The sequence below is a fragment of the Mesobacillus foraminis genome, from assembly GCF_004340465.1.
Lineage (GTDB): Bacteria > Bacillota > Bacilli > Bacillales > Cytobacillaceae > Mesobacillus_B > Mesobacillus_B foraminis.
Map to the genome: position 1 here is coordinate 129693 of NZ_SLVV01000005.1, position 26194 is coordinate 155886.

Sequence of the window (26194 nt, forward strand, 5' to 3'; positions counted from 1 at the left end):
ATTATTGTTTGGAGTTATGTTACCTTACTCTTAACTTTTGCCCAGCATATATCTTGTCAGGATTGGCAATGCCATTCAGTTTTTGAAGCTTGCTGACAGTCGTATGGAAGCGGACAGCTAGTTCACCCAATGTATCCCCAGGCTTCACCTTATACATTTTTACGGATTCCATGCCTGAGTAATTTGAGAAAGTTTGTTCTTTTTCCAGTTGAAGTCCTGAAACATTCTCCTCTTTTCCAATAAACCATTGAAGTGTTTTCGGGCTATGAATATGATTTAAATCCAGGTTACCTCCGTACCAGTTGACCCTGCCCCTGTCAGTGTACTGCCATAAATCACAGTCATAGTCAGGCTTTAAATCTCGTTTTCCTTCATTCTTGCCGTAACGTGGAATCCACAAAAAATCCGCAGCTACCCTGTCCATCCCGTAAGGTTTATAAAAGTGATGTCCGGTGTACAGGCCGATTTTCCATCCGGCCTTCTTGCAGACATCAATAAACGCCTGTGTTGCTGGAACGATCTGATCCTTGCCCGTAGTACATTCCTCCACATCAAGTACCAGGAACTTCGCATCATTATCAATTCGTTCCAGGAAATGTTTTGCTTCAACTCTGGCATCAGCCACACTGACAAACTGGGCATAGGCGTAATGACCAAACGGAATCTTGTATTTTTTACAATTCGCCACATGTTTCTTATATTCACGATCAATTGTATTCGAGCCATATTGTACGCGAATGATCATCAATGCCACCTCTTTGGCCGCTTCGGCCCAGTCAATATCATGGGATAGCTGGTGGTGTGATATATCCGCAATGAGGTCTTTGTTCATTACATTCCCTCTCCTTTCGACGGGTCTCAAATTCCTATGGGCCTACTTTTAAAAACATAAAATATAAAGAATTTTAGCGAATGAAAGGTACCGCCTTTCAAATTACATAATTCACAATATGTATATATTTTTAATAAACAATTTCATGATACAATGGCCCAAAAATAAAAACCATATGAGTACGGGAAGTTTTTCTCTACAACTGGAAGCTATCCTGAACCGTAGATCTGGCCACCTGACGAACCCCTCTATTTAAGAAATGATCCAATGTAATAATGGATTTATAAATAAACAATAACTAAGCATTCACATCTTTTTTAGGGAAAAGTGAATTACGTTATCAAATTACATTGTGTGAATGAATCATTTACCGATGACTTATTGAGTGTTCATCTTGCTTAAAGGTTTATAAAAATAATGCTGAGAACACTGTATTATCTAATACTTGGGTTTTGTTTTTTAAACATAATTAAACCCTCCGGCCGTGGTTCGTAAGCCCTTTAGTAATTTTCTTTTCATTCACCTGATTAATCTTCGTGGCAGGAGGGTATTTTCACATTAATGGGAGATTCAGAAAGGATGATGAATATTGGCAAAACGATTAGCGATTCCGTTACTCGCGTCCATTCTCTTGACCCTGTCGGCATGCAATTCGGACAAGGAGAAGATTGTGAAGGATGAGGATGTCACCAATCCATCCCTGGAAGAGCAAAAAGCGGAAACCGAGGCCCCACCTCCGGATGAGGAGAGAATTACCGAAACAGCTGGCCTTGGGGACACGCGGGAAAACTTTAACGAAGAATACGGAGAGCCGGAGGGAGACGAAGAAATCGCCAATTACCAGGAAGATTTTCTCATCGTCACCTTCGAAAACCACCGGGCGGTGAACATGGAGCTTCATTTCGGGTCGAACCCGGATGGGCCTAAATCACAAGAAGAGATGATGGCCTTTATCGAGAAGGTAATCCCGAAGGATGCAAAGGAAGTTGAAAGGACGACAAACGACCTGAATTCCAACCAGCAGATCATTCAATATAAGAGCGAGACGCTAAAGAACACTATCAGCGAAGAAAGCTTCAGGGGAGACAAGCCAGGAACGTTCCTTGTTATCCTTGAAGAAGGAGAGGGTGTAGCTCCATTGGCCACCGTTTCCTTAGGAATCGAACAGAACAAATAATCGGTATTCGGAATTATAAAATGAAAAACAGGCTGAATTAGCCTGTTTTTCCTATTCCCGAAATAGGTCTTCAATACTGTACAAAATTGCCACCAGATTTAATATCTTCATTGTATCTTAGGTTAGCATTTCGCATTTTTCTTCTTGATACCTTACCTACATTGTATGTTCTTACTTTCTTTTTGCTTTACTCCCAGGGTAATTAATACACTTCTTTAATCGGTCTAAAATGTATGAAACCAACATACATTCGATATACAGCTGAGTGGTGCACTTTAGTATAATAGGGTGAAATAATTCAAATAAGAAAAATAGCCTATTTTTAATGGATAGAATACCACATAGTCGGGCTTTTCCCTGAGTTTACAAGGCCTTCCGAATACTAATTTCCAGAGGTGAATAGTCTTTCTCATTTATTCTTCTTAAGTTCAAGTTCTCCGCTAACGGAGTTGTCCGATTGCACATAAAACGAGGAATACCTGAATGATTTTGAGAGGATGAGTGATAGAGAAAAGGATGACAAAGGAATACATCTCCTGCTTCTGCAATCGTTTCGACGACTCTTAGGTTTGCCCCATCCACCTTAACGGTTTTATTCATAAAATAATCAATTCGGTTTGTATCCTTGATTGATGAAGAGGTCTCTTCTTGACCTGTAAGGATGCCAAACCATTCATGAGCTTTATTCACCGCTTGGATTCCTTCCTCGAGAGTGACACCATTTTGCTGGTCAGCCAAGTATCGGGCTACCACTTTATGTGATCCCTCTGCCACTAATGTACCTCCACCCTGGGGACCAATATCCGAAAAAATACATAAACAAAGCAGACCTTGATCAGGACTATTTACGCGATGTTTAAAATGGATCCCATCCCAATGCCATCCATTAGTTGGCACGTCCCATTCCTGATGGGAACCTTCTGAAAAATTAACAGGCCACCATCCCCAATTATTGGGTATGCCACGGCCGACCCAGCGACCTGTTCCTACTAAATCCTCGATGGCATTGGAAAGTCTTTCGTTATCACAAGCACGGAATTCCTCCGTATCGTAATTTTCATTTAATCGTAGCATGGGCTCAGTCCAGGTTGTTTCATCCAATCTTTTAACCCCTCTATTTTCCAGTTGTTCCCACAAATAATCCTGGGCCTTTAATGCGGCCTTTCGCTCAAAAGCTTGGGGTACTTTAACCCATCCTAGTTCAATGAATTGTTCAATATCATTTTGAGATAAAACCTTCCCTGTGAACATCCCAACATCTCCTTTAATAAGAATTAAGTTGATTGAATACTAGACTCGTTAATGAAACCGCTGCCATTTCATCGTAATCTCCTAAAAATGCGACTTTATTTCCATGCTGTATCACCCTTCACCAGGCCATTTTATTCCCTTGATAATCGATGAACATATGCTCTTCAATCGCTGGAGATTTTAATATTTGGTTCCTGATTCCCGTTGCAGATTCGATGGCATCAATCGTTGCATCCTGATTAAATTCGCCAAAGATATACGATCTCACATAACCCGGATGGAACGCTAAAACTTTGATTTCATACTCTTTTAATTGATTCTGTAAGATCGTTAATTGCATGTTTAATGCGGTCTTGGACATGCAATAGCCATATTCCTTCTCTCTCCAGGAATCGGTTAAACTTGCCGCTTCCGATGAGATATTGGCAAGGATTTTGCTAGTTCCTTTTATCAGCAATGGAGCGACAGACTTGGAAACACGCAATGGTCCAAATGTATTCGTATCGATTAGCTTCATCATGTCTTCGTAATTAAACTCTCCGAATAGATCCTCGGATCGGTCTTTGAGAATCCCTGCATTATTAATAAGAATATCTAACTGTCCTGCCTGTTCTTTTATATAATCAGCAGCTGCATTGACTGATTGTTGATCGGTTACATCTAATGAGAGAATGTGTAAATCTTCATCATACTCTTTTTTTAATTCATCAAGCTCAGGCCAATCGGACATAAAACGTCCGGCGAAAACTTTAAAATTGGATTCAAGGAAAACTTTTGTCAAAGCAAGCCCCAGCCCTCTGTCTGCGCCTGTTATATAAGCGGTTTTTTTCATTATGTACAGATACCTCCTTTTTTTGGAAACGCAATAATCCTTGAAATGAGATTTTTTATTCGACCTATACATCCATTTGTAATCTTTCTAAGCTTTCTTGTTTTCTGATATTCCTTGTGATTTCTGGTTTTTAAAATATGGGCAATACACCTGAAAAATTGCTTTATTATGTTATCTACTGCTACACTTTCAAGCCATACCCTTGTTGCAGGGCTCCGCTCCTTCATTCTTCTGATAAGTAGATTTGGTCTTCATTGCTATCCTCGGGACATTGAGAGCTGGAGCCCTGTCAATAGACGCTTTTATAGGTAAACAGATTATGCCTGATAGAAATTCCGAATCCACCTATGGGTTTTCAGCTTCTTAACCGACTCTTGAGAAAGCCCTTTTCCATCCCCAACTTGACAGTTTCTTTCGACATTTCTGATGGTACGCATCCCGGGTATAACGGTAGAAACTGCAGGGGAGCTTAAAACGTATCTTAGTGAGGTTTCTGCCATATCCTCAACCGAGATGTTAAGATCTGTTACGATTTCTTGTACCCGGTTGGAGACTTCACGTTTTCTTTCCCCTCTAAAATAATGGTTCCTAAAATCTCCCTCTTCGAACGTGCTTTCAGGGGTAATTTTGCCGGTAAGGCCCCCTTCATCCAATGGTACACGGGCAATAACACCGACCTTATGTTTTTCACAAGCAAGGAAAAGCTTATCTTCCGGGCTTTGCTCAAAAATATTATAGATGACTTGAACGGTATCAACGAGGCCTGTTTCAATCAGCTTAATGGCATTTTCAGGCTGGTGATCATTAATGGAAATACCAAAAAATTTAATTTTCCCTTGCTTTTTCAGCTTTTCAATCGCTTCAAGCCAGTCTCCCTGGTTTACCCATTCGTCAGACCAAACGTGAAACTGTTGAACATCAATTATATCGACACCAAGATTGTGCAAGCTCTCTTCCGTGCAGGAAATAATATGATCTGCCGGGAATGCTTCTTCTGCTTGAATACCAGCGGGAGCAGGCCATTTTAAATTTTTCGGAGGAATCTTGGTTGATACATAAATCGTTTCCGGGCGTTCTCTTAATACTTGTCCAACCAAGCGCTCACTGTGACCATTTCCATAACCTAAGGCTGTATCAATAAAATTCAGGCCAAGATCAATTGCTTTATTTAGTGCCTTTATGGATTCTTCATCATTTGCTCCCCGCCATCCCGTATTTCCTATCCCCCAGGCGCCATATCCAATCTCTGAAACTTTCAAACCTGTTTTTCCAAGTAATCTGTTATTCATTTGGACCCTCCAGTTTTTTATAATTATTCATTTACACGATTCATTAACTCATTTTCCAACCAGCGTAAAGACCAATTCAAGACGATTTACGTTTTGCAAGCCGGATTACATTCCAGGATAATTTCGGCAAGACAGCTGAAACCAATCCATTCTCCATCACTGCATTACCATTTGAGTGTGGAGCTACCGGTGTGCCTTTAGCTGAATTGGTTTGTTTTAAGTCATCGTTTTCGAGCACGATATGCTCCACAACCTCATATCCATCAAAATTACGAATATCGCACTCTAGTTCCAAGCCTTCTTGTAAATGGCGGTTTACCGCAAAAATCGTTAACTGTTCGTTTTCTTCATTATATACAGCTGCAGATTCTAAATAAGGTACATCCGTAAAATCCTTGCTGTCGTATTTTGGACTTGAAATAATGGGTTTCAGAGAAACGCCGCGTCCATATACGGAGGCATGCATATATGGATAGAAAATGGTCTGCTTCCAGGCTGGCCCATTTTCTTCCGTCATAATAGGTGCAATCACGTTGATCAATTGGGCAAGACAAGCTATTTTTATGCGGTCAGCATGCTTTAATAACGTAATCAGCATACATCCAACCAACAGTGCATCCTCAAAATTATAATGATCTTCCAGCTGTGAAGGTGCAATGCTCCAAGGTTCAATTTTCTTGTCACTTTCATTGCTGTGGTACCAAACATTCCATTCATCAAAAGATAGATTGATATTCTTCTTCCCTCGTTTTTTCGCTTTTATATAATCAGCAATCGATATGACGGAACGGATGAAGTCATCCATTTCAACGGACATTGCCAAGTAGTTGGAGATGTCATTGTCACGATTGCCGTAATATTGGTGAAGCGAAATAAATTCAACATGATCATAGGTGTGATCCAGAACTGTTGCTTCCCAATCTGCAAAGGTCGGCATGCCGCGGCCTGAGCTTCCGCATGCGACAAGTTCAATTGTTGGGTCAATCCACTTCATGGCCTTGGCTGTTTCCAAAGCAAGCCTTCCGTATTCATCAGCCGTTTTATGGCCGATTTGCCAAGGACCATCCATTTCATTTCCCAAACACCATGTTTTAATTTTATGGGGTTCTTTATAACCGTGGGAAATACGTAAGTCACTATAATAAGAGCCGCCTGGATGGTTGCAATACTCTACCAGGTTTCTTGCTGCATCAATTCCGCGTGTTCCCAAGTTAACGGCCATGTTTACTTCCGCATTTACCAATTTAGCCCAACTCATCAACTCATTTGTACCAATTTCATTGGTTTCAGTCGTCCGCCACGCTAAATCAAGCCTGCGCGGCCGTTTTTCAACCGGTCCTACGCCATCCTCCCAGTTGTAACCTGAAACAAAGTTACCGCCGGGGTAACGAATGATGGGAACCTGCAGCTCTTTTACCATTTCCATCACATCTTGGCGGAAACCATTTTCATCTGCTTGCGGGTGACCAGGTTCGTAGATCCCTCCGTATACAGCACGTCCCAGATGCTCAAGAAAAGAACCGTATATCCGTTTGTCAATTTCCGAAATTTTAAAATCCTTTTCAAGTACCATTTTTGCCTTTTGGCCCATATTCAACATCCTCCCAGTAGGTTTTATAGTGACTCTTTTCGTTCTCATAAGAATATTCCTTAAAAAATTTTAAGTTTTACAATTTTTCAATATATAATGGATATATTCTAAGATTGCCAGGTGAAATTTTGATTGTATAGGGAATGCAAAAGTGTATCTTCCCCTTTGTTATAAAGCATCATAAAAATTTAGGAGAGACTATGACAAATATTTACTATGTAGGTACTGATGCTACTCACACAGAAAGTTTTATTTTTGATATTCCTAAAGGTCATGACTGCTGGCTTCTCGTTATCACCAAAACCCCAGCTCTTTTCTGGGTCAATGGTGAAATTAAGGAGTATCCGGCACACAGTGCCATATTGTACCAGCCTCATCAGAAAATATATTATCGGGCATGTGCTGAACAATACATAAATAACTGGATACGTTTCGATTCCGATGAACCTTATGTTACTGAAACGATGCTTCCGCGCGGCATCCCTTTTTCACTGGGTGATCCCGAATATTGCCATCATCTATTTCACTTGCTTGTGACAGAGCACTCTTTTAATAAAGACTTTAAAGAATCATCCATAGACTATTTATTAAGAATTCTATTTAATAAACTGTTGGAATCTTACTTCCAGACTGAAATTTCCCCGCAATATTATAATCTTGTAAAACTTCGTACAGAAATTTATACGAATCCCAGTATCAATTGGACGGTTCCTAAAATGTCAGAATTTGTCCACCTTAGTCCTGGCTATTTGCAAACACTCTATAAAAACACTTTTGGTATCTCCTGCATTGATGACGTAATTATCAGCCGAATCCGGTTAGCAAAAGAATATTTGATGCATGGGTCCTATACAATTGCTGAGATATCATTCCGCTGTGGGTATAATAATGCAGAACACTTTTGCCGACAATTCAAACAAAAGACAGGATATACTCCAGGCAAGTTTCGCAACCGTGTTGCCAGTCGACACGATGAACTGCTAAAGACCAGCGAATAAAGATGGTTTAAAAGTTAGCCTGCCATATATAGAATTTTCCTTTTCACTTGTCCCCCTTGATTGATCCAAGTAAGGCTAGATTAATCAAGGGAAGATTTTAGTATTAAGGGGAATAGCGTCTTGAGACCAAAAAAGAAATTGTTGCCCATTATTTCAAAGTAAAAGAAGCGAGACTCGCGTTACCGATTCCTGTATAAGTAAAGTACAATGCCTGTATCCCGTCCGGAATGATAATATCTGCGGAATATTCTGTCCATATGTTCGTAAATTCAACCGGTATTCTTCCGAGGGCCGGCCCGTTCCACGATGTTTTGACTTCAAATGTCCCTTTCGCATACCCACGCACCTTGATTTTGACTTTTCGAATACCGTCGCATTGGAAATATTTAAAACCGGCTGTAGCAGAATCCCTCATATTCGCTATATATCCTGGTTCTTCATCCCCGTCTTTTCCATCCTGTGTAATCTTCGGAAACCGTCCGTCCATCCATGCACCGTAAGAACCCGAATATAATTCCTCCTCGTTGCAGAATAGATTGCATGCCACATAAGCCGGATATTCTCCGCGACCTTCTAATGGTCCTTCATTTAGCCCGCAGGATGTCATCTCTGCTTGGGGAATGGTGCCATCCTCCCGAAATTCAATCTGTTCAACACAGCCCTGCCGACTGTAAACTGTTCCGTTGGTATGCCGATGATAAAAGATGTACCATTTCCCATTAATTCCAACAATGCTTCCATGGTTATTATGTCCATAGTACATGGGTTTGTCTGCCGGTTTGTATGTATCGATATGAAGGTCGCTATTGCTGACGATCACCCCCTGATAGACAAAGCCTTCTGTCGGATGTTTGCTAGTCGCATAGCAAAGCTCATGCATGGCGACAGAGGAATAGATCAAATAATAGGTATCTCCAATTTTCCTTATGGACGGCGCTTCAAAAAACTCATGCCCTTCGAACCCGCTGCCCTTGCTGTATGGCTCACTTGGCAGAACAAAAACTGGTTCTTCCAAGACTGTAAGCATATCCGGACCAAGTACCGTCACCATGGCACCTTTTCTGGATTTGTCGCCTGCTGCACAAAAGCCAGTGTACAAATAGGTTTTCTCCCCCTCAGTCAAAACTCCCGGGTCGAATTGAGGCTGATCGCCTTCTCTTTCCCCCAACCGTGTTCCGTCCAGGTATCGAACGTAACCGTAAAATTCGTATTTGCCTGCCGGCGAATCACAGACGGCTACTGATACAACAGGAACTTTGTCAAGCACATAATAGAGATAATACCGGCCATCCGGGCCTACGGTGATGTCAGGTGCATACAGACACATCCTGCCATCAGGATTAAGCGGGTCATCTGTTTTTTTATATATGGTGCCTTCATACCGCCAATCTCCTAAATTTTCCACAGGCGCCGACCAGCACACATAATCGTTTAGGCAAAAAACATGTCCGTTAAAACGATCATGAGAACCATAAACATACACTCTATCGTTAAAAACATATGGTTCCCCATCAGGGACATACTCCCATGACGGTAAATACGGATTGAATCCTAGCTTCATAGAATTACACTCCCTGGATGTTATTAAATTAGGTTACTTTTACCACAATTGGTGCTTTTACTTAAAAATTTGCCCAACAAGGCATTAACTTAAAGAGTAGATTTAAATAAATAAAGCGTTTTCGAAATATTTAACTAAATTTTATGACGTTCACCACTTTTCTGCATTGACCTTTTCATATATGTTATTGATCTATTCTAAGATTCTAGTGATAAAGATCTGAGAGAAAATTCATTTAGGCCTCCCGTAAAAAAAAGAGCGCCTTCACAGTACTCATGACTAAAAAAATTTCGGTTTTAATACCTCTTGATCTATTCATAGAATCTTGCTGCTAATAACAATAAATGGTGAGATCGGTGTATCATTTACCTATCTGGGTGGAAATGCTTCACAAGGAGGGAAACTGCTTAAAATCATTGAAAGCTTTCTTAAAAAGATGTCTTAATTTTAAGGATGTAAAATAAATACAGGAATTTAAAATGTACCAAAAATGAATAGAGGGTGAATGGCTATGGCATATCCGGCAATTAAGAAAATAAGTGATAATCCGACTTTGAAGGGCTTGGCAGAGATCTATCCAGACATCGTCTTTTCACTGGCAGAACGGGTCGGTACGAAGATGACAATAATTTCTCCACAGATACCTGAGGACTCGCAGGAAAAATATCCTTGCATCATATTCGTTCAGGGCAGTGGCTGGACTTTTCCAAATATGTATTACCAAATTCCCCAGCTCTCTCAGCTTGCCGCAAAAGGATATGTGATTGCGACCATCACACACCGTAATAGTTTAGATGGCTATCCGTGGCCAGCATGCTTACAGGATGTGAAAACAGCCATCCGGTTCATGAGATCGAAGAGTGAAGAATTTCATATAGACTCTGATAGGATAGGTATCTGGGGTACTTCCTCTGGAGGAAATTTGGCGCTGCTTGCAGGGCTTACCAGTGATGATCCAAAGTATCGAACAGAGGAATATCCCGATTTTTCTGATCGGGTTAAGTTGGTTGTGGATTGCTTTGGTCCCACAGATTTGTTAAAGCGGGAATCTCGTCTAGATAATCCGTCTCCAGCCGATATTGCTCTGGCAGGTGGAAATCCAAGAGAGAATATGGATGTTATCATGGATATGAGCCCAATTTATAAAGTAAAAGAAGGAGTTACATATCCGCCATTTTTACTAGTGCAGGGGAATAATGATGAGGTAGTGCCGTATGAGCAAAGTCTTAATATGTTCCATAAATTGTGTGACACTGGAGCGGACGCCAATATGATTGAAGTTAATAATGGACCGCACGAAGGCACATTCTGGAGTCAGGAATTATTGGATATGATTTTTGAATTCATAATGGATCGTCTATAAACAGTGTTAGAACTGGCCTTCCGCTTTATTTTACTGTTTTTTAAAATTCAGGGAAAAGCGTATAGATAAAAACAAGGGGAGTCTTTTACTAAATAACTCCCCTTTTCCATTAGAACTTTTACCTTTTTAACCATTAAGACGATTTAAGGTATCCTGTAATGCCTCAATCACCCGGTCACACCATAGGTCAAATTCTAGATCTTCAACTTGATACTCAGGATGTGCCATGATGAATTGTAAGGTCTCTTTAATTCCTTGATCGAGCCTTGTTGTGGCTACAAATTCTGGGACCAGTCTCTTTAATTTAGAGTTATCAAAAACGACAGAATTGGCTTTATCTCCTATTAAGCCGCCTCTAAAATCCTCTGAACTGCAAGCATCCAAAAATTCAGAAGCAACATGAACAGCGTTCAATTTTACTCCAAGGGCATCAGCGATAATTCCATATATTTGGTTCCATGTGACGGTTTCGTCTGACGTTATATGTACGGACTCGCCAATCGCATGTATATTTCCCATTAACCCAATAAATCCCTTAGCAAAATCACGATTATGAGTCATCGTCCAGAGAGAAGTCCCATCCCCGTGAATGATCACCGGCTTGTTCTCCATCATGCGCTTGATTACCTGCCATGATCCCTTTCTGCCATGTACCCCAAGTGGGACCGAACGTTTATCATAAGTGTGACTTGGCCTTACGATGGTAATAGGAAACCCATATTCCCGGTACTGCTTTAATAAATAATCTTCACAAGCGATTTTATTTCTTGAATATTTCCAATAAGGATTAGCTAATGGCGTTCCTTCTGTTATACGATAATCGGATAAAGGTGTTTGATAAGCGGAAGCCGAGCTTATAAAGATAAATTGCTTGGTTTTTCCATTAAACAAGCGGAAGTCACGTTCAAGGTGTGATGGCTCAAAAGCGATGAAGTCAGCAACTACATCAAAATCATGCGATTCTATTAGACTAGCTATATATGCTTCATCGTTAATATCAGCTTCCAGGATAATGGCGCCCTCTGGCAATTGATTGTTTCTATTTCCCCGATTTAACAAATACAATTCACAACCCTGCTCTAGCAGCTGCTTTGTAATGGCCGTACTGATCGTTCCTGTTCCTCCGATAAATAGTGCTTTCATTTTAACTTACCTCCCCAAATTAATTTTCAGTTCATATTCAATTTTGAATGAAACCTCATTTACGAGTGCTCCCTACAAGAAGCAATTCTCTTTTTATTAAAGGAAGCGCCTTCATTTTGCATAAGTTAATTTTACCAGACTTGGTTTATTTAGAAAGCTAACTATATCTTATTACTTAAAAATCGGAGATCAATCAAGCATTTACGTTACATAAATTAACTGGATTTTCCACATAAATAGCCCACTTAAATAATATTAAGCGAGCTTTAATGAACATATTAGATTCGAGACCGTTTCGTTTAATTATAGAAATACCTAAGCAACCGATATGTATAAAAAATTGACTTTATTCATTACTAACATCCATTTATCGAAGGTTTTGGCGGGACTGCGTGGGAATCGAACCCACCTGACCTGGCACGCAGGTCACAAGCGGTTTTGAAGACCGTGGGGGACACCAGTACCCCATTCAGCCCCGTAAAATGAACATGCTCTATTATACTTCGACATCCTGTTTTTATCAACCTTGCTGTTTCGTCCTCCCGCCTTGCCATCTGGGGTTGTCTAAAACTGCCTGTTAATACTATAATGAGGTATGAGAAATTAGATAGTGAAGGTGAAATAGATGCTCAGTGGATGGTTTTTGTGGTTTATTTTGCTGTGGATTTTTGTGTTTGCCGGGTTGATGGCCATTGGCGGTTTTTTTATGTTCCGCAAGTTCTTGAAGAAGATGCCGAAACAGGATGGCAGGTCCGACATGGATTGGGAAGAGCATTATGTGAACGAGACGCGCCATCTCTGGACCCAGGAGCAGAAAGAGCTTTTGGAGGATCTGGTCAGTCCTGTGCCGGAGTTATTCCGCGATGTGGCGAGGCATAAAATTGCCGGGAAGATCGGGGAGCTTGCCCTGAAAGAAAAGGTTTCGAAGATTGGCCAGGATCTTGTGATCCGCGGCTACATCCTTGCGACACCGAAACGGGATCATAAATTCCTGCGTAAAAAATTGTCTGAGAACAAGATCAGCATTGAACCATACGAACATTTATTTTAAAGGCTGCTCCTGAGTGGGCGGTTTTTTTATTGGCAGACCCTGGGGGTTGAAAAATTTTGATAACCTAGTATAATTACAAACTGATTGCTTCATATAAAATGTTTTCTAGGGTTCCGCAGGCAATGCCTGGGCTGGTCCGAGAGAAAACTCGCAGCTTTGTCTGTGACACGGAGGGATAAAAGCCCGGGAGACCTGTTAAACAGTGGTCTTTCGGGTTTTTCTGTTTTTCAGGGAATAATACAGCTTAAGGAGTGAACATATATGAACCGCAACTGGATTAAAGTTTTAATCGCCGCTTTGTTTGAAGTCTTCTGGGTCATAGGACTAAAACATGCGGACAGCTTTCTGGAGTGGTCCGGAACTATTTTGTCTATCGTCATCAGTTTTTACGGATTAATTACTGCTGGACGTGGTCTTCCTGTCGGGACCGTTTATGCTGTCTTTGTCGGATTGGGAACAGCAGGAACGACTGCGGCAGATTTCCTCTTTTTTGGTGAGCCCTTTAAACTGGAAAAAGTTCTGCTGATTATCCTTTTATTGGCGGGAGTCATCGGCTTAAAGCTAGTGACCGATGAAAAGACTGAGGAAGGAGCTGATTCCTAATGGAATGGATCTCTTTAATTATTGCAGGCTTTTGTGAAGTAGGCGGAGTCGCCATGATGAATAAATACAATAACGACAGAAAGTGGCACTCCCTCCTGCTCCTTATCCTCGGATTTGGCGCCAGCTTTGTTTTACTTTCCTATGCGATGGAGACCGTATCAATGGGGACCGCTTATGCAATCTGGACCGGAATAGGTGCTTCTGGCGGAGCGATCATCGGGATGCTGTTTTTTGGAGAATCAAAAGATTGGAAACGAATCCTCTTTATTGCCATTGTATTAAGTTCGGCCATCGGGCTCAAGCTGGCTGCATGAAAAAATCCCCATTTAGGGGATTTTTTAAATTAGCCTTGTATTAGATGTGGCTTTAAGTTCGTCATGAAGCTTTTTGTATTGAAGATACATCGCTATCCGCCAGGGAACAATCATCCCGAACGCAAGAATCCAGAACATTCCGCTTAGTTCCCCGACATCAATTGAACTGCTTAGCACAAGCTTGGCAACCACTCTGACTGCAAGCAGTCCAAACAAAATATAAATAAAGGCTTTCGAACGGACCAGATAAACATCCTGGTTTTTGATTTCAAACTTGGAAGTCTTGATTAGCAGGATGGAAAACAGCATTCCGACCACAAGAGCTTCCACAATTTGCATCGGATGAACCCGAAAGACCGGAAATATAAACATCAACGCCCCTGTGCTCATAAAAATCGGCGGAAGGATAATTTTCTTCGCAGAAGCAGGACGTTTGGCCGCTTTCATGCGGATGACCATTGCAAGCATCCCCATGCCGATGGCCCCTATCGTAGAGAGCAAAACATAGTTCATATCTTTCATCCCTTAAAAGTAAGTAAATTTCTTCTGTCTTTTATATAATAAACTTGATTAAAGCAAAGGAAAAGCCATTTAGGAATTTTTATCCGTAAATGGCTCTGAACTCATCTTAACACACTTTTAACTGAATCAACCACACTGGACTCGTCAAAGGGTTTGACAAGGTAGTCTCTCGCCCCTGCCTCAATGGCTTCAATAATCGTCTTCTGCTGCCCCATTGCCGAGCACATGATAATCTTTGCCTGAGGATGATTCCGCTTGATCTCTCTCACCGCGTCCAGCCCGTTCATTTCCGGCATGGTAATATCCATTGTGACCAGGTCTGGCTGCAGCTGGCGATACAGCGCCACAGCTTCACGGCCATTCTCTGCCTCCCCGACAATCTCATGGTTTGCCTGCTTGAGAATATTCCTTAGCGTCACTCTCATGAATTTTGCATCATCTACGATTAAAATCCTTGCCATATGGACCCTCCTGGTCAGCCGTTCTCCAAAAAAATACCCGTGACGTTTTTCGCAAATGGTCATTCGTAAAAATTTTTAGTAAAAAAAACCATTGAACCCCCAAATAACTTCCAGCCGATTCGAATGCTCTATCATGGTTAAAAACCGACGAACCCTCCAAATAAAGGAGAAACGATGGCAATAATTTTCGTCATCCAATCAAAATACAGGACAACCCCCATGATGATCATCAAGTAACCGCCGGCCTTCATGATTTTCGCATTGTTCTTTTTGATCCATTGCATTTTCCCGACGAAGAAGGAAAGGATAAAAAACGGAACAGCAAATCCAAGGATATAGGCGATCATATAGACCATCCCTGAACCTGGGTTTGATCCGGCCAGCAGAATGACAGAAGCTAAAATCGGTCCGGTACAGGGAGTCCAGCCTGCCGCAAATGCCATACCAATCAGGATGGAGCCGAAATAACCGGACGGCCTGTTCTTAAACTCGATCCTCCGGTCTGACATCAGCCATTTTGGCTGAAGAAGGCCAACAACCATTAAACCGAATATCACAATAAAAATCGCGCCGATTTGGCGGATTAAATCATCGTAGGCACTGAAAATCTTTCCGATAAAAGAGGTGGTAAACCCTAGAGCAATGAAAATTAATGAAAACCCGATTAAAAAGAAGAGCGTATGAAGCATGCTTCGCTTTTGCAGCATCGCATTTTCACTCTTGATCTCCCCTACTGACATTCCGGTAATATAAGAAAGGAATGCGGGATACAGCGGCAGACAGCATGGAGAGATGAAGCTAAGAAAGCCCGCAGCCAGCGCCAGCAATACATTTACATCTGTCATGATAACAACTCCTGTTTAACTTCAGTTCGTTTCCATTCTAACAAATCTTATTGGAAAAATATACGAATAGAACTGTGAACAAAATATTAATCTTAATAAATTTAAAAACCAGCAGGAAACCATCAAACCCAATAATTATCTTTTGAAATATACTGGAAATTCATTTATACTAGAGTTTGTCTGCTTGCATTTTTTACTAAACCTTTTAACTGAATGATTACTAAATAATAAGGATGTATTTCTCGATCCTGGAAAGGGCCGCCATGTCGAAACAAGAATTGATGAATCAAATTGAAAAAAAACGGGCAGAGCTTATTCAGGTGGCATCCACGAAAGGATTCACCTCGTCGATTGCAATCCGATACAGCCAGGAACTTGACCACTTATTAAATACCTATAACAGCCAATACTTAAAAAAAGTGAATACTTATTAAAAAAAACAGCTAGTAGCAACATGTGCCAGCTGTTTTTTTATGCCCGCTTTTAGCTTACCACATCTTTAAGCCCTTCCGCCAAGCCGTTTTGCAATAAATACATCTTATAATATAGCCCCTTTAATGTGAGCAGTTCCTGATGCGTTCCCTTCTCCACAATTTCACCTTGATGAAGGACAAGGATCAAGTCGGCATCCTGTATGGTGGAAAGCCGATGCGCAATCGCAATGGTCGTTCGGCCCTTGCGCATTTTTGCCAAAGCAGACTGGATTGCCTCCTCTGTTTCTGTATCAATATTGGCTGTGGCTTCGTCTAGGATCAATATTTTGGGGTTGGCTGCAATGGTTCTTGCAAAGGCAATCAACTGTCGCTGACCGCTCGACAATGTGGCTCCCCTTTCAACCACCTGGTGTTCATAGCACCCCTCAAGGTTCGCGATGAAGGAATCTGCCTGGACAAACCTCGCTGCTTCCTCAATATCCTGATCCGTCAATTCCTCATTGTGCAGCCGGATGTTTTCCTTGATTGTCCCGTAAAATAAAAATGGATCCTGAAGAACCAGCCCCAGCTTTTTACGAATTTCCTCTGCAGAATACTCTCTTATGGAGATGCCGTCTATAAGGATGTTACCGCGGTCAAATTCATAAAACCTCATCAAAAGATTGATAATCGAGCTTTTGCCGCTCCCAGTATGCCCGACCAGCGCTACGGTCTGGCCCTGGCCAACGGTAAATTCTATATTTTTCAGAACATCCCGCTTTCCGTCGTACGAAAAGCTCAGATTCCTGACTTCAATCTCCCCTTCTTTTATCTCATTCTTCGAGTCTAGAGGCTGTACCGGTGCCAATTCTTTGTCATCCAGAAGGTCAAATACTCTCGATGCAGCTACAATGGCCTGCTGGTACATGGAGAGGCGCATCATCATATTGTTTACTGGCTCAAAGAACCGGTCCAGATAATTGATGAAGGCATAAAGCACTCCAATTTCAATTGGATTTTCAAACGAACTGATTCCAAAATAACTTAATACCATAACAAGCGCAAATATATAGACAAGATCAATGGCCGGCCGCAAGAGGAGCCCATCTGCTTTTATATTCCTCATGCCTGCCTGAAAGTGCTGTTCATTTATTTCTCCAAACTCCTGCCTCAGCCGTTCCTCCTGCCGGAACACCTGGATAATGGACATCCCTTGAAGGGACTCACTCAGCTTCGCATTCAACTGGCTAAGCCGTTCACGCATGTCCTGATAAAATTTAGAGCTCACTTTCCGGTACGTAACCATAATCGCCATGATCAGCGGGAGCACCAGCAGACAAAACAGCGCGAGCTTGACATTGAGCAAAAACATCGCTGCGAAGATTCCGATCAGCAAGAAACAGCTTTGGATAAAAGTTGCAATCACGCTGACAAACATATCCTTGATCGCTTCCGTATCATTTGTCACCCTTGAAACGATGGAACCTGCGGGTGTCTTATCAAAATAGCGCAAACCAAGTGACTGCACTTTTGAAAAGACATCTATCCGCAGCTGCTGAATGATCTTTAGTGCAATTTCCTGGAATTTATATAGCTGAAAATACGATATTAAAACATTTACAATCTGGATGCCCATATAGGCGGAACCGAGCAGAAGCAATGGCTCAAATGGAAACGACCCATGCGCCAGGTAATCGTCGATGAATATTTTTACCAGGATTGGTCCTGTTACATCTCCGATTGTAGTAAGCAGCAGGAGGGCAAATGCCAGCAGGATTGTTTTACTGTGCGGCTTTGCATAGCGAAGGAGCCTTGTTAGCACAGCCCGCTGCTGCTTTCCTGTTAATGACTGTAATTTATTCATCCTTTTACCCTCCCTGCTCCACTAATTCTTCCAGCTGCTGGTGAACATACATATTTTTGTACCATCCGGCAAACTCCATTAATTGTCCATGGGTTCCGCGCTCAATAATCTTGCCGTCCTCGAGCACAAGGATCAAATCAGCATGCTGTATCGCACTTAAACGATGGGCAGTGATAATGGTCGTCTTTCCTTTCCTGTTGTTCTTCAATGCCCCAAGGATTTCTTCCTCCGTTTTCGCATCAACTGCAGACAGCGAATCATCAAGAATAAGGATTTCCGGGTCCAGCAAAAGTGCCCTGGCAATGGAGATTCGCTGTTTTTGCCCTCCAGATAAAGAAACTCCCCTTTCACCGACAACTGTGTCATAGCCTTCTGAAAACTGGAGGATATCATCATGGATGCGGGCAACCTTTGCCGCCTCCTGGATAACCTTTTCTGGTGCTGCCGGCTCTGCAAAGGCAATATTTTCACCTACAGTGGCAGAAAAAAGGAAGTGATCCTGCGGGACGTAGCCGACTGCTTGACGAAGTTTATCCAATGAATACTCCTGCAATGGAATGCCGTTAATGGTAATTTGTCCTTCATACCCCTCAAATTCACGGATCAACAGTTTGAGCAGGGTCGTTTTGCCCGCACCCGTTTTGCCGACAATCCCAAGAGTGGCCCCCTGCGGAAGAGAAAACCGAATATCCTTGAGTACAGGTTCCTGTTCTCCTGGATAAGCAAATGAAGTTAAGTCAAATGCAATGTCCCCAGCAGGGACAATATTAAGGGCGCTGCCATCATCTTTGATTTCAACTTTCTCCTCCAATAGCAGATTGACCCGCTCCAGCGAGGCCCTTCCCCGTTCCACAATATTGAACAGCCATCCAAAAGCAAGCATCGGCCAGATCAGCAGGCCAAGGTAAGTGGTGAAGGAAACAAGCTCGCCAATCGTCAGTTCACCATTGATGACCAGGCGGGAGCCGAACGTAACTGACAGGAAGAAACTAATTCCAATAATAATGGAGATGGTTGGATCAAACAGGGCATCAACTTTGGCAACCGATATGTTTTTAGCAACCACATCCTCTGATTGTTTGCGAAAATCTTCTATATCTTCTTGTTCCTGCCCAAAGGTTTTGATTACTTTAATTCCCGTAATGCTTTCCTGTGTTTTATCATTCAAGGCTGAAAAGGCTTCTTGGGCTTTATGGAACCGTGCATGTAGCAATTCTCCATACCAGCCTGTTAGAATAGCCATGATCGGCATGGGAATAAGGCATATGAGCGTTAATTTCCAGCTGATGGTTGCGGCCATGGCAATGATGACGAATCCTCCTGTTGCCAGTGAGTCTACGAGAGTCAGGACCCCGGCCCCTGCCGTCTGCTGGATTGCTTGCAAATCGTTCGTCGCATGGGCCATAAGGTCACCCGTCCTGCGCTTTTGATAAAAGGACTGGGACATCCGTGTGAAATGGGAATAAAGCCGGTTTCTCAGGAGCCTCGATAATTTAACGGCAGATCCAAATATAAGGATTCTCCAGTAATAACGGAGAATGTACATCGCCAGCCCCACAATGATAACAAGGATGATCCATTTCAGAAGACCCATGCCAGTCAGCGTTCCCGTTTCAATGCCATCTACGACATAGCCTATGACCCGCGGGGGGATGAGCTGAATTAAGGCCACAAATGACAGCAAAAAGATTCCTGTTAAATACGCTTTTTTCTCTTGTTTAAAAAACCACATTAACTCTAAAAATACTTTCATGACTCCATCCTCCATGAAACCGTATCTAAAATGCTCCAATAGTTTACCAGATATTACTAAAATAAGGAAGATATTTTTTGAGGAAATAAAAAAAGGCCAGTCACTGACCTTTTCCTTAATTAGTAAGACAAAAAAAGAGCAGCCTTAGCTGCCCTTTATTTTTATATTCTTTTAGCCCCGATGAACCTTGGCTTCCAATAAGTATTGTTGATAGAGTCAATCGCAACGCCCTTTGAAGTAGTTGCATGCATGATTTGTCCATTTCCGATATAAATCGCAACGTGGGTCACTTTTCTCCCGCCGCTGGTTGCATAGAACATTAAGTCTCCTGGTGCCGGCTTAGAAACGCGAGTGCCTGTATTGTACATTTGAGCGGCAGTGCGAGGCAGTGATTTTCCAGCTTTCTTGAAGGAATATCCTACAAATCCGGAGCAATCAAATCCGCTTGGAGTCGTTCCTCCCCAGCGATATTTAACACCGAGCTGGCCTTTGCCAACCGAGATGGCTTTTGTACGATAATTGGTTGTTGTTGCCTTCTTTGTTGTTTTTTTCGCAGGTGTTGTCGTTTTCTTTGCAATATATTTTGAACTGACATAGCCTTTCTTGCCGTTCGCAGTCACCTTTGCCCATCCTTTTGACTGGGAAGAAACTGTTACTGTTTTGCCCTTGGCTAGTCTTGTCACAATGGCAGCTTTGGTAGATGGACTTTTTCTTACATTTAAACTTCCAGAGTCTATTTTTACATAATAACTTGTTCCAGCGGCAGATGCTTTATCCAGAGACGGTACAATAGTTGTTACCAGTGCAAATAGTAGAAGCACTGCTAGTATTCTCTTTAACAAGTTTGTTTACCCCCGATTGCTAGATGATAAACCTAGTATAATTGGAAAGGGTTACAGTCAAATAACACTAAAATTACATTAATGTTACAATTTGCGACAAAACTTCCATTATTGGAACATAAATCAGCAATAAAAAAAGAGTGACATGTCAGCCACTCACTACCAGCACTTTATTATCTTGTTTTAGGAATCGATTTACTGCCTTTCGATTTTTCCATATGATATCAATGAGTTCGTCATTTGTAATCGAACGTTCATCCAGGTCCCAAAAAAGGTTATTTTTTCGATGCAAGGTAAAATGACCATCCTTATACTTCATGATCGTGAGCGAACCTTCGTTCATAGCATCCTCTAAAAGCAGATAGTATTTGGTTCCATCCCATTCTGCCAATTGTTCAAAACTCGGAATGAAAGTACTGGAAATATCCAATTTTCGCCTAATCATATTGCCTCTCCTTTCCTATCCTATTAAAATGCGTTATATGTATTTATTCACCATTGGTGACTATTCTCCTTCTTTTACAGGGATTTTGTTATTGCATGAACAAAGAAATAGAAAAATAACCATATTAATGAATATATACCCTAATTACTATTTGTAAAAACATATATAATAGAAAAAGCACTCTATGATGAGTGCTTGTCCTTTATTATTTACCTTGCTGTTTATTCATAGCTGCCATCATTTGATTGATTTTCTTCTGTGATGGCTTCATACCCATCTGCATCATCATCATTGAAAAACGTTGATTGATTAAGGTTCTTAACATTAAAAACGCCCACTTATTCTGTTAAGAAAAATATACCTTATTTAGCTATTGCTGTCTACCAAAATAATGGATTTTATGGTTAATCTATCGATTAATTTACGCTCACGCTTCTAATTTTTAACATTCAAAGCATATTCATAGACCATTTGGAATGAGTCCCGAATAAATCAAAACACCTTACGAATTGTTCATTCATTTTTCTTTTCCTTTATTCGGTTGGAATTTCTTCTTAAGTATCTCCATTATCTCTTCCATGAATTGTTTCTTGATTTCATGCTGTTTATTTTCATCGCTGGTCGCAAATAGTTCCATTTCCATATCAAAGAACTTTGATGCTATCTCTTTATCGTGTTCCAAGCCAACTTCCTTTAGAAACAAATCATATCTCGGTTTAAATAACTTGAAGAACGCTTTACAAATCCGTTTTCCAAGAGCCTTTCTTGCCTCTTCAAAAGTTGTACCCTTTTTAGCTGGAATAACAGAACTAACTGTTCCTTTTAACTTTGCTGCATATATATCCCATGTTTCAACCCATGCCTCTCTATCTTCATCATAGTAAATTTCAATTAATTCATCCTCCCTAGTTAAACACAATTTATCTGCTCTATTCAAAATCTGTTTTTCCGTTTTTTCAGGCAACATTTCTAATAACTCTTCCCATTTAATTGTAGAAAAGTTATTAATCAGTATTTCATCTTCTTTTTTGCTCCATGTCTTCATTCCCAAGCTCATACCACCTTTTTATTAGTGGTAACAGCAATGTCCAAATTGTTTCTTTTTATACCATCAATCTATGAAAATATTTAAATGTAAATAATTTAATAATAACTAATAACAGCTTGTTAAAAATTCAATATACGAAGATAATTAAAACAACTAGATAAATTAAAGGGGCAAAATGAGTTATGGAAGAAATCAGCAAAGATGTTCCAGGGTATAAAGGGTTATACGAAATTACAAAATCAGGTCGCATTTTCTCTGTTAAGCGTCAGAGATTTATGACTAGGTGCAACGATGAATATGGATTCCATATTGTTAAATTATCCAAGGATGGTAAAGGGAAGAATCACAATGTATTTAACCTTTGGAGAGAAGTTTTCAAAGATGTATCAGAAGTTGAGTTTAAGGGAGCAAAGAAAGCTATATATAGATAAAACAAATAAGAAGGTGGGTTTGAAATGACCTTTGAAGAATACGATTATATTACAGGCGAATATTACTTTAAAATTGATAGTACGCACTCTATAATTTATGTCTATAAAAACAATAAAGAGTTCGGCTCTATTCCTAATAACTATAATAGAGAAATTAACAAATCAGAATTTACGCAACTAATTCATCATTATTCTGAGAAATATTTATAAAAAATGCCCACCAAACGTAAAGGTGGGCTTTATTGTTGTAAGATTATACAGGTACAAACTCCTTTTTATCTTTTAAGTACTCATTTAACACCTTCCTGCAATGCCATATGTCTAAATTACTTAATGGCTGCTCTCTAATGTACCAATAAGACGTGTTCTTTCTATATATATTAAATTCCCCAGACTCATACTGGATAAAGGTTATTGTTCCATCATTCTTTGTATCAGGCACAGTAATGTAATACTTCATTCCATCCCATTCAGCAAATAGACAATAGTTTAATTTAAAGGTTTCAATGTCATACTTAGTTTTAACGATCATTTAAACCACTCCCTGTGTAATCAAGATGCCATATAAACCATTTCCTATTGCACCAAGTTTAGCAATGCTCTTACTGAACATGTTAAGAAAACAATACACACCAATGCTAACAACGGAGATGATAGGGAACGCCATAGCCAAATCCTCAATAAAAGCAGTGAGATTGTTAAGGGTAACTTCCGTAAGTTTGCCTTGTATCCAGTCTTTAAAGGTAAAGTATTCAACCTGACCAACCTTTCCATTATTAATGAAGTTTTCAAACCAAGAGTGATTAACTGTTTTATCCACAATTAATTCTGGATTTATAAACACTCCATCTTTCTGCAAAGCAAAGTGTAAATGTCCACCAGTTGAATTCCCTGTATTACCCGACAAGCCAATTACTTCACCGTTTTTAACTGTTTCCCCTACTTTTACATAGACCTGATTCATGTGACCATATATACCTTCTGTAGAGTCCTCAAAACGTATTTTAACTCCTTTGCCTATTGCCCCATTACCATCATAAACTTTTGTAATAACGCCATTATAAACGCTTCTGAATGGTGTTCCTTCACTTAAGCCAATGTCTATTCCGGTATGGGGTTTAGGATGGATAGAGCTTACTTCACCAAACTTAGACGTAATTCGTACTATCATAAGATCACCCTTTTGTGAGGTTCACTGTGAACTTCTCTCTTACACTGCTTTCATAGCATCAACTAAGATGTTTAATACAAGTGGCAAAATTTGAACTAACACATAACCCAATCCAGCACCTTGCATCATATCCCAACCTTTATCTCTACCAATCATGACCATTATTGCACCACCCAAACAGACCACCATTGCAACTGGATAAGATAAGGCTTGAATCATTGTAATTAGAGGATCAAAAGCATGAAGCATTTTATCGTACATTACATCTGTTGGAGCAACTACAGGTATAGCATTTTCAGCAGCAAATACAGGTGTGCTAGAAAAAAATTGTTTTGTGGTTAAAGGAATGACACTTAAAGCACCAAGAACACCTAATGATTCTCTAACTTCTTCTTTAAATTCAAAACCATTTTTCTCAACTTCGACTGTTAATGATTTATTACCTGACATGAATTCTTTAATTGAATAAACTTGCTCCTTATTCCGTTTAAACATGATGTTATTTCCCCCTATTTTTAAAATCAGATAGTAAATAAACCGTTACGTTTAAACCCTCACTAGCCTTTAATAACTCATTCCTTCTATATTCTGTTTTAGTAATCCAGATAAACTTAGGTACTGATGCAAACCTTCCAAACGCTTTACGTTTTATTAACTCCCTGTAACGGTCAATTTTCTTTATGTTCTCATTCATCTTCTGTTCATTATCAACTTCAATAATTGTATAAGCTCCACTATTATCAATTAAGGCATCAGTTCTGCAGATGATTTTATCTTTGTCTTTTCCATTGATAATCTGAATTTCATTTCTCCAATTTGCAGGACAACCCAAAGTAATATATAGGTAATTTCTCATTAAGTAATGCTCTATAGTTGTAGTCTTTTTTCTTACCTTTAAACAATTAACTGCTTCCCTTCCTTTTGAATTTAGGTAATAAATGTTTTCACCATCTTTATAAACGTTTAAATATTCTTCCATTGCTTTTAATACACGTTGAGCATTGCATCACTTTTTAAATCATGTATCTGTTGTATTTGCCACCTGGTTAAATAATCAAATTTCTTTAAACTCAGTAGTATATTCTCCTGCCTTTGTATCCTCTTTACTGTTTTGTGGTTCACTACTTTCACTCCTTGGTTTCATGACAATGTGCGGTTTAATAATCCCATCAATAAAACCATTTTTAATCAGTGGTGTTTGAACCAACCTATCACAATCTGTTTGGTAAATTGCTCTACCTTTCAAACCCACTGGTAATGATTCAGCACCTTTCGTATCCAATACAACCATACTTTGAGTTGCATTTTTCAACCTAAAACATAAAGCAGCACTTGTATTTGCTTTAACCTGTCTTGGAAATACATCAGCAGTTGGATATTGAGTTGCAAATATTAGTCGATAGCCAATTCCAGCTCCCATTCGTGCGATTTCTCCAAGTAAGTAAAGTGCTCTATCCGCTTGATCCTTCTTTTCAAATCCATTGATTTCAGCACCTTCATCTACAATCACGAAGTGTCTTTCAGTCCATCCAGCTTCCCCTATGTCTTCCCAACCTTTAGATAAGAAATGTTCCTGTCTTTTAACCATTTCAGTATGAATTGCTTCCAATGCTTCAAGTGTTTCCTTACTGTTTTTAGCAACTGTATTAACCTGTTTGCAGTTTAAATATCGACTAAAGGCAAGACCACCCTTCAAATCAATCAAGGTTAGTTTTAAATTATCAGGCTGATTGTTAATTAAGCTGGTAATGACATTCTTTAGAAAAACAGTTTTACCGTATCTTGTTTGACCTGCAACGACTAATATCTGCATCTTTTCAAAATTGTGCTTTACGAACTCTTTATAAGTCACACCTAATGGAATTTCCCATCCTTTGCAGTTATCCAGCATTTCTTTTGTGTAAGGTAAATCTTTAGTCAAGCCTTCATCAAAAACCCTGAAAATTAACATACCGTCATATTCCATTTCGATTTCCTTGTTGACTGGTTCACGATTATTAATGATATTTTGAATTTGTTTCAGTATGGTTTTGTCTAACTTCAACTCTTTAAAATCCTTCAAATTGATTTTCCTTACACTTCGATTGTTCAAGCCATCTTTAAACTTTCCATACTTATCTTGAAAATCTTCAAGTTCTAATCCAAGTGGAATTTTATACACGTATTCGGTAAATTTCTTTTCTTTGTTGTATCGTCTTCTGTAAAGCCTTATTTTTTCTTCCTTTGTATAAAGTCCACAATTATCTGCAATTTTTATAATTTTGTCATGATCACTGTTCAAATTGTTCTTTTTGTAATAACTAGCTCCAAGCACTCCCAACATACTTCCAGTAGTTACAATCTCAAACAGCATCCCACCACGCTCCTTTAGGTATATCTATAGATATAGTCCCT

General features: G+C 40.1%; 29 protein-coding genes, 1 tRNA gene, 1 pseudogene and 1 riboswitch. Of the genes and pseudogenes, 9 read left to right on the top strand and 22 right to left on the bottom strand.

The window, feature by feature from the left end; translation table 11 throughout:
- Nucleotides 1-19 precede the first annotated feature (19 nt).
- The gene (locus tag EV146_RS09430) at nucleotides 20-832 is read right to left on the bottom strand and encodes a GH25 family lysozyme (RefSeq protein WP_132005142.1); all 813 of its coding nucleotides are present in this window, start codon (nucleotides 830-832) and stop codon (nucleotides 20-22) included.
- A gap of 589 nt (nucleotides 833-1421) precedes the next feature.
- On the opposite strand from EV146_RS09430, the gene EV146_RS09435 reads away from it, so the two are divergent.
- Nucleotides 1422-2009 (top strand): hypothetical protein, encoded by a 588-nt coding sequence (locus EV146_RS09435; protein WP_132005145.1) that lies wholly within the window; start codon nucleotides 1422-1424, stop codon nucleotides 2007-2009.
- Between the two features lie 363 nt (nucleotides 2010-2372).
- Here EV146_RS09435 and EV146_RS09440 read toward each other — a convergent pair whose 3' ends face one another.
- The 4 genes from EV146_RS09440 to arfA all read right to left on the bottom strand — a co-directional run bounded on the left by EV146_RS09440 (nucleotide 2373) and on the right by arfA (nucleotide 6981).
- Nucleotides 2373-3260 carry a phytanoyl-CoA dioxygenase family protein gene (locus tag EV146_RS09440; RefSeq protein WP_132005148.1) on the bottom strand — a complete coding sequence of 296 codons (888 nt, stop codon included), beginning with the start codon at nucleotides 3258-3260 and terminating at the stop codon, nucleotides 2373-2375.
- Between the two features lie 118 nt (nucleotides 3261-3378).
- Nucleotides 3379-4092, bottom strand: coding sequence for an SDR family oxidoreductase (locus tag EV146_RS09445; protein ID WP_158287066.1), 714 nt, complete (start codon nucleotides 4090-4092; stop codon nucleotides 3379-3381).
- 317 nt (nucleotides 4093-4409) lie between these two features.
- Complete coding sequence (locus EV146_RS09450; protein WP_132005154.1) at nucleotides 4410-5381, bottom strand: aldo/keto reductase; 972 nt, start codon at nucleotides 5379-5381, stop codon at nucleotides 4410-4412.
- Between the two features lie 76 nt (nucleotides 5382-5457).
- On the bottom strand, nucleotides 5458-6981 hold the full coding sequence (arfA, locus tag EV146_RS09455) for an arabinosylfuranosidase ArfA (protein WP_373566056.1): 1524 nt from the start codon (nucleotides 6979-6981) through the stop codon (nucleotides 5458-5460).
- Nucleotides 6982-7172: 191 nt separating this feature from the next.
- On the opposite strand from arfA, the gene EV146_RS09460 reads away from it, so the two are divergent.
- The gene (locus EV146_RS09460; RefSeq protein ID WP_132005160.1) at nucleotides 7173-7970 is read left to right on the top strand and encodes a helix-turn-helix transcriptional regulator; all 798 of its coding nucleotides are present in this window, start codon (nucleotides 7173-7175) and stop codon (nucleotides 7968-7970) included.
- Nucleotides 7971-8118: 148 nt separating this feature from the next.
- Here EV146_RS09460 and EV146_RS09465 read toward each other — a convergent pair whose 3' ends face one another.
- The gene (locus EV146_RS09465) at nucleotides 8119-9531 is read right to left on the bottom strand and encodes a family 43 glycosylhydrolase (RefSeq protein WP_132005163.1); all 1413 of its coding nucleotides are present in this window, start codon (nucleotides 9529-9531) and stop codon (nucleotides 8119-8121) included.
- Nucleotides 9532-10042: 511 nt separating this feature from the next.
- Here EV146_RS09465 and EV146_RS09470 point away from each other — a divergent pair.
- The gene (locus tag EV146_RS09470) at nucleotides 10043-10894 is read left to right on the top strand and encodes an alpha/beta hydrolase (protein WP_132005166.1); all 852 of its coding nucleotides are present in this window, start codon (nucleotides 10043-10045) and stop codon (nucleotides 10892-10894) included.
- Between the two features lie 126 nt (nucleotides 10895-11020).
- Here the strand turns inward: EV146_RS09470 and EV146_RS09475 are convergent, their stop codons facing one another.
- Nucleotides 11021-12037 (bottom strand): SDR family oxidoreductase, encoded by a 1017-nt coding sequence (locus EV146_RS09475; protein ID WP_132005169.1) that lies wholly within the window; start codon nucleotides 12035-12037, stop codon nucleotides 11021-11023.
- A 380-nt stretch (nucleotides 12038-12417) separates the two neighbouring features.
- Nucleotides 12418-12514 (bottom strand) — tRNA-Sec (locus EV146_RS26965).
- A gap of 148 nt (nucleotides 12515-12662) precedes the next feature.
- Here EV146_RS26965 and EV146_RS09480 point away from each other — a divergent pair.
- The 3 genes from EV146_RS09480 (at nucleotide 12663) to EV146_RS09490 (ending at nucleotide 14005) form a co-directional block, all read left to right on the top strand.
- Entirely contained in the window at nucleotides 12663-13088 is a 426-nt protein-coding gene (locus EV146_RS09480; RefSeq protein WP_121609150.1) for a DUF2621 domain-containing protein, read from the top strand.
- A gap of 94 nt (nucleotides 13089-13182) precedes the next feature.
- Nucleotides 13183-13280: riboswitch (guanidine-I (ykkC/yxkD leader) on the top strand.
- Nucleotides 13281-13349: 69 nt separating this feature from the next.
- Nucleotides 13350-13691, top strand: coding sequence for a DMT family transporter (locus EV146_RS09485; protein ID WP_121609151.1), 342 nt, complete (start codon nucleotides 13350-13352; stop codon nucleotides 13689-13691).
- On the top strand, nucleotides 13691-14005 hold the full coding sequence (locus EV146_RS09490; protein WP_121609152.1) for a DMT family transporter: 315 nt from the start codon (nucleotides 13691-13693) through the stop codon (nucleotides 14003-14005). Before EV146_RS09485 ends, EV146_RS09490 begins: the two co-directional genes overlap by 1 nt.
- A 24-nt stretch (nucleotides 14006-14029) precedes the next feature.
- On the opposite strand, the gene EV146_RS09495 is transcribed toward EV146_RS09490, so the two are convergent.
- The 3 genes from EV146_RS09495 to EV146_RS09505 form a co-directional block, all read right to left on the bottom strand.
- Nucleotides 14030-14518: a CcdC family protein gene (locus EV146_RS09495; protein WP_121609153.1), complete on the bottom strand. Its 489-nt coding sequence runs from the start codon at nucleotides 14516-14518 to the stop codon at nucleotides 14030-14032.
- Between the two features lie 110 nt (nucleotides 14519-14628).
- Nucleotides 14629-14988 (bottom strand): response regulator, encoded by a 360-nt coding sequence (locus EV146_RS09500; protein WP_132005172.1) that lies wholly within the window; start codon nucleotides 14986-14988, stop codon nucleotides 14629-14631.
- A 137-nt stretch (nucleotides 14989-15125) separates the two neighbouring features.
- Nucleotides 15126-15833 (bottom strand): cytochrome c biogenesis CcdA family protein, encoded by a 708-nt coding sequence (locus EV146_RS09505; RefSeq protein WP_132005175.1) that lies wholly within the window; start codon nucleotides 15831-15833, stop codon nucleotides 15126-15128.
- A 263-nt stretch (nucleotides 15834-16096) separates the two neighbouring features.
- On the opposite strand from EV146_RS09505, the gene EV146_RS09510 reads away from it, so the two are divergent.
- Entirely contained in the window at nucleotides 16097-16267 is a 171-nt protein-coding gene (locus tag EV146_RS09510) for an aspartyl-phosphate phosphatase Spo0E family protein (RefSeq protein ID WP_121609156.1), read from the top strand.
- Nucleotides 16268-16316: 49 nt separating this feature from the next.
- Here EV146_RS09510 and EV146_RS09515 read toward each other — a convergent pair whose 3' ends face one another.
- The 6 genes and pseudogenes from EV146_RS09515 to EV146_RS09540 all read right to left on the bottom strand — a co-directional run bounded on the left by EV146_RS09515 (nucleotide 16317) and on the right by EV146_RS09540 (nucleotide 22201).
- On the bottom strand, nucleotides 16317-18110 hold the full coding sequence (locus EV146_RS09515) for an ABC transporter ATP-binding protein (RefSeq protein WP_132005178.1): 1794 nt from the start codon (nucleotides 18108-18110) through the stop codon (nucleotides 16317-16319).
- 4 nt (nucleotides 18111-18114) lie between these two features.
- Nucleotides 18115-19863: an ABC transporter transmembrane domain-containing protein gene (locus tag EV146_RS09520; RefSeq protein WP_132005181.1), complete on the bottom strand. Its 1749-nt coding sequence runs from the start codon at nucleotides 19861-19863 to the stop codon at nucleotides 18115-18117.
- A gap of 161 nt (nucleotides 19864-20024) precedes the next feature.
- Nucleotides 20025-20705, bottom strand: coding sequence for a C40 family peptidase (locus EV146_RS09525; protein ID WP_132005184.1), 681 nt, complete (start codon nucleotides 20703-20705; stop codon nucleotides 20025-20027).
- A 148-nt stretch (nucleotides 20706-20853) separates the two neighbouring features.
- On the bottom strand, nucleotides 20854-21150 hold the full coding sequence (locus tag EV146_RS09530) for a hypothetical protein (RefSeq protein ID WP_121609160.1): 297 nt from the start codon (nucleotides 21148-21150) through the stop codon (nucleotides 20854-20856).
- A gap of 205 nt (nucleotides 21151-21355) precedes the next feature.
- A pseudogene (locus EV146_RS09535) lies at nucleotides 21356-21454 on the bottom strand (YneF family protein); the annotation flags it as partial.
- A 213-nt stretch (nucleotides 21455-21667) separates the two neighbouring features.
- Nucleotides 21668-22201, bottom strand: a complete 534-nt coding sequence (locus EV146_RS09540; protein WP_132005187.1) for a hypothetical protein — start codon at nucleotides 22199-22201, stop codon at nucleotides 21668-21670.
- 179 nt (nucleotides 22202-22380) lie between these two features.
- Here EV146_RS09540 and EV146_RS09545 point away from each other — a divergent pair, with 179 nt between their 5' ends.
- Together EV146_RS09545 and EV146_RS09550 are read left to right on the top strand one after the other, a co-directional pair.
- Nucleotides 22381-22629: an NUMOD4 domain-containing protein gene (locus EV146_RS09545; protein ID WP_132005190.1), complete on the top strand. Its 249-nt coding sequence runs from the start codon at nucleotides 22381-22383 to the stop codon at nucleotides 22627-22629.
- Between the two features lie 24 nt (nucleotides 22630-22653).
- Nucleotides 22654-22839 (top strand): hypothetical protein, encoded by a 186-nt coding sequence (locus tag EV146_RS09550; RefSeq protein WP_132005193.1) that lies wholly within the window; start codon nucleotides 22654-22656, stop codon nucleotides 22837-22839.
- 43 nt (nucleotides 22840-22882) lie between these two features.
- Here EV146_RS09550 and EV146_RS09555 read toward each other — a convergent pair whose 3' ends face one another.
- From EV146_RS09555 to EV146_RS09575, 5 genes are all read right to left on the bottom strand, one after another.
- Nucleotides 22883-23161 (bottom strand): hypothetical protein, encoded by a 279-nt coding sequence (locus EV146_RS09555; protein WP_132005196.1) that lies wholly within the window; start codon nucleotides 23159-23161, stop codon nucleotides 22883-22885.
- On the bottom strand, nucleotides 23162-23800 hold the full coding sequence (locus tag EV146_RS09560; protein WP_132005199.1) for a M23 family metallopeptidase: 639 nt from the start codon (nucleotides 23798-23800) through the stop codon (nucleotides 23162-23164).
- 39 nt (nucleotides 23801-23839) lie between these two features.
- Nucleotides 23840-24295, bottom strand: coding sequence for a hypothetical protein (locus tag EV146_RS09565; protein ID WP_132005202.1), 456 nt, complete (start codon nucleotides 24293-24295; stop codon nucleotides 23840-23842).
- A gap of 4 nt (nucleotides 24296-24299) precedes the next feature.
- Nucleotides 24300-24779 carry a replication-relaxation family protein gene (locus EV146_RS09570; RefSeq protein ID WP_132005205.1) on the bottom strand — a complete coding sequence of 160 codons (480 nt, stop codon included), beginning with the start codon at nucleotides 24777-24779 and terminating at the stop codon, nucleotides 24300-24302.
- 75 nt (nucleotides 24780-24854) lie between these two features.
- Complete coding sequence (locus EV146_RS09575; RefSeq protein ID WP_132005208.1) at nucleotides 24855-26153, bottom strand: FtsK/SpoIIIE domain-containing protein; 1299 nt, start codon at nucleotides 26151-26153, stop codon at nucleotides 24855-24857.
- Nucleotides 26154-26194: the final 41 nt, after the last annotated feature.